General features: G+C 42.9%; 8 protein-coding genes. 5 read left to right on the forward strand and 3 right to left on the reverse strand.

Going from position 1 to position 13,282, the window contains the following annotated elements:
- Positions 1 to 242: 242 nt before the first annotated feature.
- Complete coding sequence (locus AC58QO_RS30640; protein ID WP_497272291.1) at positions 243 to 392, reverse strand: hypothetical protein; 150 nt, start codon at positions 390 to 392, stop codon at positions 243 to 245.
- Between the two features lie 214 nt (positions 393 to 606).
- Between AC58QO_RS30640 and AC58QO_RS30645 the strand changes: the two genes are divergently transcribed.
- The gene (locus tag AC58QO_RS30645) at positions 607 to 870 is read left to right on the forward strand and encodes a hypothetical protein (protein WP_497272293.1); all 264 of its coding nucleotides are present in this window, start codon (positions 607 to 609) and stop codon (positions 868 to 870) included.
- Positions 871 to 1,289: 419 nt separating this feature from the next.
- On the opposite strand, the gene AC58QO_RS30650 is transcribed toward AC58QO_RS30645, so the two are convergent.
- Both AC58QO_RS30650 and AC58QO_RS30655 read right to left on the reverse strand, forming a co-directional pair.
- Positions 1,290 to 1,997, reverse strand: coding sequence for a hypothetical protein (locus AC58QO_RS30650; protein ID WP_497272294.1), 708 nt, complete (start codon positions 1,995 to 1,997; stop codon positions 1,290 to 1,292).
- 19 nt (positions 1,998 to 2,016) lie between these two features.
- Positions 2,017 to 2,781: a YheC/YheD family protein gene (locus tag AC58QO_RS30655; protein ID WP_497272296.1), complete on the reverse strand. Its 765-nt coding sequence runs from the start codon at positions 2,779 to 2,781 to the stop codon at positions 2,017 to 2,019.
- 372 nt (positions 2,782 to 3,153) lie between these two features.
- On the opposite strand from AC58QO_RS30655, the gene AC58QO_RS30660 reads away from it, so the two are divergent.
- The 4 genes from AC58QO_RS30660 (at position 3,154) to AC58QO_RS30675 (ending at position 11,659) form a co-directional block, all read left to right on the forward strand.
- Complete coding sequence (locus tag AC58QO_RS30660) at positions 3,154 to 4,398, forward strand: vWA domain-containing protein (RefSeq protein ID WP_497272298.1); 1,245 nt, start codon at positions 3,154 to 3,156, stop codon at positions 4,396 to 4,398.
- 80 nt (positions 4,399 to 4,478) lie between these two features.
- The gene (locus tag AC58QO_RS30665) at positions 4,479 to 5,444 is read left to right on the forward strand and encodes a helix-turn-helix transcriptional regulator (protein WP_497272300.1); all 966 of its coding nucleotides are present in this window, start codon (positions 4,479 to 4,481) and stop codon (positions 5,442 to 5,444) included.
- A gap of 16 nt (positions 5,445 to 5,460) precedes the next feature.
- Positions 5,461 to 8,367: a PD-(D/E)XK nuclease family protein gene (locus tag AC58QO_RS30670; RefSeq protein ID WP_497272302.1), complete on the forward strand. Its 2,907-nt coding sequence runs from the start codon at positions 5,461 to 5,463 to the stop codon at positions 8,365 to 8,367.
- Positions 8,360 to 11,659: a UvrD-helicase domain-containing protein gene (locus AC58QO_RS30675; protein ID WP_497272303.1), complete on the forward strand. Its 3,300-nt coding sequence runs from the start codon at positions 8,360 to 8,362 to the stop codon at positions 11,657 to 11,659. Before AC58QO_RS30670 ends, AC58QO_RS30675 begins: the two co-directional genes overlap by 8 nt.
- Positions 11,660 to 13,282 lie beyond the last annotated feature (1,623 nt).

A 13,282-nucleotide genomic window follows, 5' to 3' on the forward strand; every position in this document is an offset into this window, starting at 1 on the left:
GTGGAAAAAAAAAGATCTCTACCCCAAAAAACTTATGAAATGATTCACTTAACGGCGAATTATCAATAGCGCAATACACATCAGAAGAAGGCTGTCGATAAAATATAACGGTAGCCTTCTCTGCTAATGGTTTGCTTTGCAAAATTTCCACGAGACAAACTATCCTGAGAAGAATTAATAAAAAGAGCAGCACTTTGGGGAAACCTAGGGCTGCCTCTTATTTAATGCTGACAGATAATTAACTAAGTTAATAGCTTGTTCATGCATATTTTACGTTTCAATTCTTCAATTTCAGCTTCTAGCTGCTTCGTTTCAGCTAGTCGCTTGGTACGATTATCGAAAATGACCTCTTTCATGCTCTTTTGAACCGGAAATTTTACAATGGTACTCATGAAAATCACCTCGTAATTATTATATGATTGCTTGTGGTGAATCATCGCACAGCAAACGAATCTGCACGCTTCTTGTCTATGAGCGATTCGTTGCCGATCTGTTTTTGTTTGCCCAGATGGGCAATTTGATGTCGCATTGTGAGCATTGATGGTACCCTGTTTCTCACATACTTATGTCATATTTCTGGAGAAACTATCTCTGAGGTGATGTCGGTTGAGCTCGTTTAATACTAAGTTATTAATTATATTAACTAGTTCCCTATTTGCTCTTGGAGCAGCTACTGTATATGCTGAACCGCGAGAAGAATCTCTTGAGCAAGCTTTATTACAGCAATTGGATCCAGTTGTTTATTCTTCTCTGCAAGGTATAAACATTGAAATGTTAAGAAAGGAGATTTCGGATCATAACTTTCGTAAACGTGGATACCCACAATCCATGCATTTTATTTCTTTTAAAGGCCCTTATTCAGCCAGATAGGCTAGCTTCTGTTTATTAGAGTAGGATATTCTACGGTTGAAGTTTCGGACAAGTTTCAGACACGAACTATTCATGGTGTAGTCACGCGGATCAAGCAACGCGAGGTTCGTTTAAACTTCGTCGATCCATCCAGTGTGTTAGAACATTGGGAATGGGTCATTGAAGGCAGAGTTAAGCAATGATCAATGAATGGGAAAAGGATGAAATCTTTTAACTTTAGACCATAATTAGATTCACCCCATATCAATTATCCAGAGTTTGAGAAAGCAATGACAATCCAATAAATAAGACAAATTGTGTAATCTTCCGAAGAGCATTTTTTTCGCTGTAAGTTGGCATGCAATTTGCCGCGGAAAATCTAAAACCACATCCGCTTGAGGATGTGGTTTTGCTTTATCTACCTTATTGGTATGAATTCTTTAATCTACAACAATTTCACCTGGTGATGTTAATAAGAATCCAGGTGTAACTATTAGTGGAGAGGATAATAATCTGCTCTCTTTTGCAATTCTTAACTGCTCGGCAGTTAATGACTGCGTGAAACCAAAACCGCTTCTAGGGAACATTATATTGTTCGCGTCATTACTATGATAGTCATCAATTCCCGGCGATGTGTCTCCGGGGTGATCGGCTGGATTATATGGATTAGGCATTAGTGCTCTTTTCCCAGAACGGTTAGTAATAAAGAAAATATGACCAAATTCATGAGTCAGTGCCTGAGGGAAGTCTTCTGCACCTTGATTAATTACAATTACATTGGGATATATATTATCTATAAACGGTACTGCAGAAGCTTTCCCAATAACTGTCCCTGGGTCCTCAGAAAATTTCTCGCCTTGAACATAGAATACATACACGGTTGCGTTGGGGATAATTTTCATTGCTATTTGAAGTAATTCAGGTTTCATTTCTGCAAAAGTTTGAACAGTAGAGTTGAATTGATAGTTAGCCACACCTTCTGCTAAGGTCTCAATCTTTCCTAGTTGGTTAATTGTAATACCACTCCACTGTCTCTTTACTTCATTAAAATCTCTAATTATGGGTATGCTACTTAGCCCAGCAACTCGAAAAATCGCAACATTTATAGTGAAATTTTGATAGGGTGGTTCTGGTTTTCTTATTCCCATTATAATTGCTCCTTTGCTTTCAAATGAAATTCTTTTTTTTATTTTCATTCATATATTTTCTTATCTTATGAAATATTGCTTTATTTTCTAGTAATAAAAAAGGCTGTATACTGGGTTTAAAGTTTGCCTCAATTATCCAGACATTGGATTCATCATCAATACCAATATCGAAACCAATATTTTTTTGATAAAAATAGTAATCACCTAGTTGCTTTGCTGCTATTAAAGAAATTCTATTTATTTTTTCTAGTAATCTTTGTGTTGGAAATGAATGACCTAGTGATTGATGTATTGCGCTGTCAACCGTAAGAATAGATTGCGTCACATTCGTAACGAAATAACCCTCTGCGGCTACTTTTGCCAACATACCTGTTACTTTCCAAGACCCTTGCTTTTTTCTTTGCACCATAACTCTTAAATCAAAGGGTCTATTTTCTATTTCAGCTAATGCTATACGTGGTTGGACAATATATTTACGGATGCCAGTTTGCTTTATTATTTCATCCATGGTTGTTTCTTTACTATCCATTGTGAATTTGTGATTTTCAAATTGCATTGAATATTTTTCTGGCTCGAGTGAAGTAACCATAATCACCCCATATCCGGAAAATCCACGGATCGGCTTAAGAATAACTGAACCATATTTTTCGAAAAAGTCCCAAAAACTCTGCTGAGAAAATCGAAGTGTTTGAGGCAAATATGGATCAAGTTTTTTTTCTTTTTTAAGAATAGTATTCTTTGCCCATTTATTATGAGAAATTAATCTCGATGTGCTTCTCTCCATTACGATAAATTTACCACTTCCTTCCAAATGGACAATCGTAAGCAGTATATGATTACTCTAAAAGTGGTGCTTGTGTTAATGTTTATTAAAGTAGCCCTTAAAATCGATATAGTCCTCTAAAGAGCTTCGGCTTTACCTAGCTTCAGCTGCTGAAAGTTAAATAGAATGAAGGAGCAGATGTTTCCGGCTTCTTGAATATGGCCAACGCAATCGTAAGTTCGAGAAAAAGAAAAGCGGTACTAATGTTAAATGAGACGTGTGACCCTTTTGGGTCAGCGTCTTTTTTATGCGAACGAACATTCTCTGACATCATGTTGACCAAAGCCTATGCTACATTCTTATCAAGAGATCAAATGAGAGAGGATGTTGCACATGAGTTCACCTATCCAAACGACCCATGCATGGAATAAGGAATATTGGCCAATGGGAGGGACAGAAAAAGCATTCTTGCTTCTCGAGTTAAAAGGAAATGCCGGAACTCGCGCTGACAGAGCACCAATGAATATATCGCTAGTGATGGATCGCAGCGGATCTATGTCTGGGGCGCCGCTTGCATATAGTAAGAAGGCTTGCCAGTTCGTAACGGATCAAATGGGCCCAGGGGATCAACTGAGTATGGTTGCATTTGATAATGCGGTAGCTACGGTGTTTGCTCCTCAGAATACAATGCACAAAGATATCATGAAACAAAAGATAGAGAATATACAAGATGGCGGCAGTACCAACCTCAGTGGGGGAATGCTGCAGGGGATTCAGTATGTGGTGCAGGGAAAAGTAGATGGTAGTGTCAACAGAGTTCTATTATTATCCGACGGACATGCGAATGAAGGAATCACAGATCGAGCGAAACTTCAGTCTATTGCAAAGGAATTTCATAGTTTAGGTATCGGTGTAACAACAATGGGCGTTGGGGACGGGTTCGACGAGGAACTAATGGAAGGAATTGCGGACCATGGCGGCGGTAACTTCTATTTTATTGAGAAGCCGGAAGACATCCCTGGTATTTTCTCCAAAGAATTGGATGGTCTTTTATCCGTTGTTGCCCAAAATGTACAGCTAACGTTGTCACCTTCAGAAACAACACGCATTACCCGGATCTATGGTTATAAAGCTGAAGAAGACAATAACGGACTGAAGCTGTCCATGGGAGATATTTTCGACCAAGAGGTAAAGTCAATCTTGCTTGAAGTCTCGTTTCTCCCTCATACCTTTGGGAATCACGAAGTTTTTAATGTCCAATGGGACTATGTCGATGTGACTGAAGCAGCAAAGCTGTGTACGATCCAATACAAAATCGAAGCCAATTTTACGAATGATCTCAATTTGATCATGCATTCATCGAACCCCCACGTTGAAAAACAGGTTAAAATCACGGAATCGGCTATGGTAATAGAGCATGCGATAATCGCTTTCGACCAAGGTGATGAGGAAATGGGGAAAATGCTTCTTCAGCAGAAAGCTGATGAAATGTTGGTGGCAGCTGTTAAATCAGAGGATGCTGAGTTACGTGAGGAAGCACAATTGTTATACAGCCAGTTAGAAAATTTCACTTTTTCAAGCAAGACAAGAAAGACACTTCACGAACAGAAATACAGGCAAATGAAAAGAAAGAAATAGGCAGGACTCTCCTAACCATAGGTCGAATTTACTATATCTAGTAGTTTGAATCAAAAGCACTATAGGGGAGAGAAGTTTTCGTGAAAGAACGATTAATACGGCTAATGCGAATGATTAATTTGATACAATCGAAACCGGGTATATTGGCGAGAGAGCTAGCGGATCGATGCGAAACAACCGAAAGGACCATATATCGTGATATTTTGGCACTACACGCAATGAATATCCCTATCTCGAATCACGGGCATGGGAAAGGCTATGCGTTTATTAGTAATTTCTCCATGTATCCGCTAGATTGGACGGAGCAGGAAGCGTTGTCATTCTCGATGTTACCTTCTGTACTGGAACAAATGAAGTCATTACTACCGGAAGGTTTTGACTCTGCCTTGGAAAAGGTCATGGGTGTTCATAAGAAAGAGAAATCGAAGCGAGCCGATATTTTGCAGCATGTGACGGATGTCATCCAAATGGGTACACCCGCCTATCGCGAGGAAGACGGAAGTGCTTCGTTCCTTTACGATATAATTCAAGCCAGGTTATCTCAGCAAACGATAAGAACTGTGTATTACACGCAAAGCCGCAATGAGGAGTCTCAGAGAGATATAGATCCTTATTATTTAGTACCTCGAGACCATCGGTTTTACTTAATTGGTTATTGTCATTCTGCAGGGGATATTCGAACTTTCCGAATCAGTCGGTTTCGGGATGTGAAGATGCTAAGTGATACATTCGATAAAGGCGATTTTAATTTGAAATCCTATATGAAGAATACATGGTCCATTGAACGCGGTGCAGACCATATTCGTTTTAAAGTAAAATTTCATCCCAATATCGCTCGTTATGTAAAGGAAGAAGAGCTCTTTGTGAAGCCGAAATTGACGCCTCAGAAGGATGGAAGTCTACTTTTTGAAGTGACGGTGAATCATGAACGTGAATTTTTGAATTGGTTAAGTCAATATGGACCGGATGCGGAGATTCTGGAACCCAAAGTGTATCGGGATATCATGAAGCAGAAGCTTGATCAATGGAGAACCCTATACGAGTAAAAAGGAGTGAAATAGAATGGTATCAGCTTTTATTCGTAACTTACATGAGAGCTTTCGGGCATTTCCTTTAACCAAAAAGGTACTTATTGCGCCACGGTTCGCTGATGGACAGATGTGGCTGCATCAAGTATGTCGTGCCTACGGTCACGTTTTGAATGTTGAGGTACAAACAATAGAAAGCCTAGCGCTAAAGCAGGCTGCACTTAAGATTTTTCAGCAAAAGAAAACGGTTATTCGCCCCCAGCAGTCGTTCTGGATCATTCAGCAGATCATGATGGAACTGACCAAGGGAGAGGATCCCTATCTAACGGAGGCGATGATCACGCCTGGCATGGTTTCCTGTTTTCATCGTTCTATAGAAGATTTACGGCAAGCATTTGTCCATGCCAAAGACTTAGAGCTATCTCATTTCATTGATGACCGTAAAGGTACGTATTTGAGAGAAGTCCTTCTACGATACGAGAAGATGTTACAGGCGCACCATTTCGTAGATCAAATGCTAATAGCCCAGCTAGTAGATGCTGAAAAGGATGGCACGATCTTTATCATGCCTGAGAATAGCTTGCTTACCAAAGTACAGCAGACAATCCTTCAGACGATAGCTGGAGAAAGCTTAGTGAAGCCGAAATATGGTTTACCTTTCACAGCACCCGAATCTGATTTCCCTGCAGATAAAGCCCAGTTATTTCATGCTACGGGTACATTAGCTGAGGTTCGCGAAGTAATGAGAAGAGTACTATCCAATGCGAATTCGCTTGATCAGGTTGAAGTCATTGCATCGAACTATGAAGCATATGCGAGTGCGATTCATACGCTGAGCTCTGAGTTGGATGTAAGTTGTACGTATGGAGGTGGATTGCCACTTCAATACGCTCGAATGGGCCGTACATTACTGAAGCTGGTTCATTGGATCGAAAATGACTTTCCGATTACGGATTTCATTGCTTTGTTACGTGATGGAGGATTAACGCTTCGGAATGTGGATGACAGTATTCGATCGTCGGAGTGGATACGTACATTAGAGAAACTTCATATTGGGTGGGGTAAAGAGCGGTATTTAGAGTTACTCGAGTCTATTGAAGAGGGTGGAACTGCTGAAGAGAAGGCTCTACTAGTCAATCTCAGTAAGATATTTCAAGGGATTTTTGCGAAGTGGCCAAGTGAAAACACATGGAGTCCAGCTTTTATAATGAGATGGTTACAACAGATCGTCACGAAATACGGTACGATTCAGAACGAAGATGATGCGGTTATTGTAAAGGAAATGGATGAATTGGTAGCCTCTCTCACTTCAGTGGATGCGATATCGCCATTTCTGATGAAGAAAGAAGTAGCATTACAATATGTTGCACAACTCCTATCAGGTATTCGTGTGAAAGCAAATGCAACACCATCTCCCGGTGCCATTCACGTATCATCAGCTTCAAGTGGTGGCTTAACTGGAAGACCATTCACGTATATGGTCGGTATGGATGAACATAACTGGTCAGTTAGTTCACGTCAGGATCCAGTTCTTTTAGATGAAGAAAGGCAAATGATCAGCACTCATCTTACACTGGCATCAGTAAATGGCAGACATTCAAAAATTGATCAACATAAAAGGCTTGGGAGCATAACAGGGAATGTAACTTTGAGCTACTCCTCTTATCAGATAGCGGAAGGAAAGCAAGCGAGTCCTGCATTTGAGCTTCTGCAAATCTTCCGAAACAAGCATAAAATGTCGGATGCAGATTACAGTGTTATGGGAGAAGCACTCGGCATGCCAGTCAGTTATTTATCCCATAAGGCACCCAATGAGGAGAACTTCCTGCATGTAGATAGTTCGGATTTGTGGACTGCAGCGTTGAGGGATGGGTCTAATCGGATGCGTAACGGAAGAGACATGTTGAATGCTGAGTATCCTCATATGAGCAGAGGTAGTCAAGCTGTGTTGAATCGCGTTTCGAACACGATCTCTTCGCATGATGGCTTCATTCAATCAGACACGTTGGCCTCTGAAATGGGGCAACGTGCATTTAGTGCAAGTCAGTTGGAACGGTATGCCGAATGCCCAATGAAATTCTATTTCAGTTATGTTCTTGGGATATGGTCAAAAGATGAAGCTTCCTTTGACCGAACGCGTTGGTTAGAACCCATGGATCGCGGGAACTTATTACATCGTATTTTTTATGAGTATCTGAATCGAATTACGGCGAGCGGTTCACTACCAGCCATTCATGACAGAAGTATTATGCAGTCCATAACAGAAGAACAATTGGCGAATTACAAGCGGTTGATTCCCGCGCCAAGTCAGCTTATCCTCCAAAAAGAGTCTGATGAGATCCGTCTAGATGTGGAATGGTTCTATAACGAAGAACTAACAAAGACGACACGCCCTCTCTATTTCGAGCAAGAGCTTACAATTGATGGAGAACCCATGCAGTTAAAGCTGACTGATGGTTCCTTTCTGACAATCAAAGGATTTATTGACCGGATAGATCAAATCGGGCCACATTCCTACCGGATCATAGACTATAAGACGGGGAGCCCAGGTAAATATCGCGACAATGCGTATTTGGCAGGCGGAACGCAGCTTCAACATGCGTTGTATGCGCTAGCCGCGGAGCAGTGGTTGAAGGATACGGGAAGAGATAAGGAAGCTCAGGTTACGGAGTCAGCGTACTATTTTCCAACAGCGAGAGGTGTTGGTCGGGAAGTAGTGCGTTTGCAAAATAAGCGTGAGGTACTGACTGGACTTGTAAGAAATTTGTTGACCTCCATGGAACAAGGCGTGTACATACCGACAGAGGAAGCGAAGCGCTGCCGATATTGTGATTATGCGACAGTTTGTGTGAATCATGCTTCCGTTATGGCAGATAAGAAGAAACATCCGGACAATGCCGTGAGGCTGAAAGAGCTTTTGGAGGTGGAAGCCATTGACTAGAACTAGCGATTGGGAAGCTAGAAAACGTATCGTTGATGATCTTGAGACTAATTTATTAGTTGAAGCGGGAGCGGGTTCTGGAAAAACGACGAGTCTCGTAGGACGAATGGTGTCACTGATTCGGACAGGGAGCGCATCTGTTGAACGGATTGCCGCGATCACTTTTACGAATAAAGCGGCAGATGAGCTTCGTGAACGTTTTCGCCTAGCTTTAGAAAAGTCACTGAGCAGCGCGGAAGATGATGGGGAAAAACAGCGTTTTACGGCTGCGATGGAAGGGCTCGATCAGAATTTCATAGGAACCATACATTCTTTCTGTGGCATGCTGCTTCGTGAGCGTCCTGTAGAAGCAGGGTTAGACCCGGCTTTTAGGGAGTTAGATGAGCAAGCGGGGGAAGAATTCCAAAGCCGTTGTTGGGACGATTATCTACTACAGCTTGTAGAGTTGGGTCGAGTAAACGAGTTAGAGGAGCTTCAGCGGTATGGCATTAACGTGAATACACTAAAAGCTGTGTATGACCGTGTGTCACTGTTCAGTGATGTGCAGATCGAAGCGCCTGAAGTGGCGCGTCCCGATTTCGATTTGATTCGCTTGTCTTTGCCACGGTTGATGGCAGAGGCATGGCCCTATATGCCGACTTATGAGCCGGAAAGAGGTTGGGATATTCTACAAAAAGTCCTACGCTTAATTAAGCAAAAGGAGCGCAATTGGAGCTGGGATAACGACTTTCATGTACTCTCAATGGCAATGGAATTCGATAAGAAGCTGGAGGTCACGCAAAATCGCTGGACGGAAAAGGCAATGGCAAAAGAAATACGAGATCGATTCCAAGACTGGCAGATAACCGTATTACTTCCATTCCTGAGATCTTGGCGTGAATATCTGTATCCGAAATTCATTCGTTTTGTCATGCCAGCCGTTGCCTATGCGCAGCAGAGAAGAACAGAGTCGGGGGTTGTCAGCTTTCAGGATTTACTCGAAAAGGCGACAGCTATGCTACGGGAATCCATTGGGGTACGCGACTATTTTTCTAGCAGATTTCAGCGGTTGCTCGTGGACGAATTCCAAGATACTGATCCGATCCAAGCGGAGATGATGTTCCTTTTGACCGGTACAGGAGAGCGCGAAGGTGAAAAGGATTGGCGCAAGCTGCAACCGCGTCCGGGCTCCTTATTTATCGTGGGGGATCCCAAACAATCCATTTATCGTTTCCGGCGTGCGGATATTTCTATCTATAACGAAGTGAAGCGCCGAATCGCAGAGTCTGGAGATGTGTTGCAACTTCATGCAAACTTCCGATCTGTGCAGGCGATTGGCGACTATGTGAACTATCAGTTTGAGTCTAAATTTCCGAAGGAAGCGAGCGAGGAACAGGCTGCCTTCGTGAAAATGCAGACGCAGTCTCCTAATCCTGGCGCTAAGAAAAAGGCTACACATGGCATCCATACTTTGACGTATCCGAAAATTGCGGGAGGCAAAGCAGCTGTTGCAAACGAAGATGCTGGAAGAGTATCTTCCTATATAGCTTGGGCTTGTGGTAAGAACGGGCTGAATATTCAAGAGCGAGATTCGAATGGCGAATATAAGGTGCGGAGAGCTGTACCGAGTGATTTTCTTATTTTGCTGAAAACGAGAGAGTTTATCAGTCTGTATGCGGAAGCACTGGATAGCTGTGGAATTCCGGCAGATACGGCTGGCAGCGCGGCCATCTATCCGGAAATGTTTAGTTTGGCACAGTTGTCTGCCTGTTTAGCAGATCCTTCGAATAAAATTGCACTGCTATCCGTGCTGCGAGGCGAGTTGTTCGGCATCAGTGATCAGGAGCTTTATGATTATAAAAAGGAGGGGCATCCCTTCCACTATCTGGCTATACCCGATGAAGGCGTAGAATTGCGGGAAGCGATGTCAGTATACGTTGTGCTGGAGAAACTACGCACCTACTATGCGTGGACTCGTAAGCTTCCTGCTGTAACTGCGTTAACTCGTATTATGGAGGATATGGGGCTGCTCGTTCATGCCTCACAGAAAGAAGCGGGATCGACACGCGCGGGAACGCTAATTAAGCTTTTGCAGCAGTTACAAGATGAAATCAACAGCGCCGCGGGATGGGGTGCTTTAGCAGAGACACTCGCGGAGTGGTGCCAGGGTAGAGGTGTCGAAACCTCAAGCTTGTATGCGGGGCGGAATCAGTCTGTTCGTATTATGAATCTTCATAAGGCCAAAGGTCTGGAAGCGCCTGTGATATTCCTCGCATGCCCTTGTGGCGAATCGGATCACGATGCAACAGAATATGTTGACCGGACCGTAGATCCGGCCGTTGGCTATTTTACAATCTCGCAGCAAAAGTATGATTTCGTCAAAGAAATCTTGGCTCAACCCGTGGGCTGGGATGCGATGAACCTCAGAGAGCGAGAGTTTATGAACGCTGAGAGGGATCGACTCCTGTACGTGGCAGCCACTCGTGCGAAGCAAATGCTGGTTATCAGCCAGTATCCTGAGCAGCCAGCTAAATGCCCGTGGAGCCCGCTCCTGCTAGGCATGGATGGGGTTCCGGAGCTTGAAGTTCCTGCCTTTGAGGCGGAAAGGCGTTCCGAGTATAGAGGGCAGCTAGAAGTAGCGGGATTCATGGCGAACCGAGCTGCGAATGTGGTACGACTTGGGCAGCCTTCCTACTCACGTGCATCTGTAACAGGTCTGACTAAGAGTTCGGGGGAAGTACCTAAATGGTCATCTGAAGGGCGTGGGATGGCTTATGGGAGCCTCGTGCATATGGGGATTGAAGCTGCTGGCAAAGGCATGGAAGGCGAACAGCTTGCGGCCTATATGGGAATGCTGGCAGGTCAGCTCAAGGTGTGCGAAAACTTCATAGCAGAAGCAGTTCTTGCTGTGGTTGCTTTCACGAACAGTGAGCTCTGGCAACGAGCGCTTCGAGCGAAAACACGTCTGCATGAAGTCAGGCTTTTAATTAAGAAGAGTTCAGAAGAGATCGATGATGATGCTGTATCTGACCCGGAAGTTGCTGTTTCTATTGAAGAAGGGATGCTTTCAGACATTGTGCGTACTGTCTATGTTGAAGGTGTCATCGACTTTTTGTTTGAAGAAGAGGACGGATGGGTGATTGTTGACTTCAAGACGGACCATTTTGAAGCGGGGAATGAAGAGGCGTTTGTTCGTTTCTATCGACCGCAGGTGATGACCTATGCTCGGGAGTGGGAGCGGACTTTTGGGTGTACGGTGAAGGAATCGGGACTTTATTTTGTTAGGAATGAAAGCTATGTTGTGTTGGGATAAGTTAATAGAATGGTTTAAAGTCTAATTAATCTCTCATAAAAGTATTTCTTGGAGATTGTTCCATGAAGCAATATTTGATAGTCACCAGCTAGACGTATTAGGGAATAATGGGAGGTTTTAATAATTCAAGTCGAATCCAGCGTGTACCCTCATCATTTTGCCATACTTATGTTTGCTTGCTGGACAAACGAAGTATCATGGATCTCATTCTAGGCATGTTGGAGCATGTAACGGCCTCAACTACTCAAATATGTGCAATGCACCGCGGCGATTGAAGAAGAGAGCTTTATCATCGGTTCTATTTGGCGGTTGGCATCCATTTTGGGGAACCTAAACAGATAATAATAAAGTGTTCAGTAAGGAGCTAAGTGCATGGAATATCAAGATTCAGAAGAGTTTCTCATAAAGAAGTTGCGCAAATACATTGAAGGATTGTGGAGATAGTACGTACCTATCCGATCACAGGGATGGAAAATGTAGTTAATAGCTGAAAAAACAAAGAGTAGAGATATTTAACATAAACTGAACCGTCCATGTTTTATTATGCGAAAGGGCTGGATAATTTGAAATCCCCTCATGATTGGGGTGCACTTCATTTTAGACCATGGAAATGAAGACGAAACGGGCTTAGAATCAATAGTGCTTGTGGTTACTGTGCCGTATACTTCGTACTGAGAAGACTCTCACCGAATTGTAGTTAGATCCCTGTACTCACACGTCGTTAAGAACCAGAACTTCATATAATAGAGATACTATGCAGTTATCGAATATAAATACCCGCTCCTATAGATCACTTTTCCACAAGAGGTAGGTATTGAATTATTTCAATTTCACCCAGTTTACTAGTTGAAAAAATGAATGGAGACAAAAGAGTATCCATAAAAAGATCGAAAACTAAAAAAAGTTAATGCTGGGGGTAGGGAACAACTGATTGGTTCAGCTGTTGATATTGCAGATGATTACCTTCAAATCTTCCCTATAATCTGTTGTCTACAAACGGTCTACAAAACTGTTCACAAACAGGGAGAACCCGCTCAGTGAGCGGGTTCTCTATATGGAGGTGAGCCGTGGCTTGGCAAATCAACAATTCGCCGCCGTGTCATGCTGAGATTGTTTGGGGAGGCAGCTTGATTAGCAAAATGGTATTAGAAAGATACGAAAACAGCGTTAATTGATTTACTGCCCAGAATCTTTAGAGATGTCGTCAATCTAGTCTGGTGTGATCAATTGGCGGGCGCGGGCCAGAACTGCTAGAGCTTCAAACTCATTACCATCATATACAGCTTTGAGTATCTCTTGACCTTGTTGCTCTGTTAATTTCCCCGCCCAAGACATAGCAATCAGAGTGATAGCTACTTCTGTAAACGTGGTACTCGCCTGTCTCTACCTTGCTCTTCATTTGAGTAATTAGAGCAGTGACTTGTTTTCTGTGTATCTCAAGTCTCTTCCTCCTTGTGTGACGATTATTTCTTTACACATACGGCATTTTATACGTACAGAGTGGGGGACATAGGATTTCTTATCGTACTCGAAGACCAGAGCATTGCAGTTAGGGCAGCGACATTCCTTCCACTCACGGTTGATAATCTCACAATTAAGATTGGACAGCAGGATGTCAGTGCC

The organism is Paenibacillus sp. J31R30, from assembly GCF_059692115.1.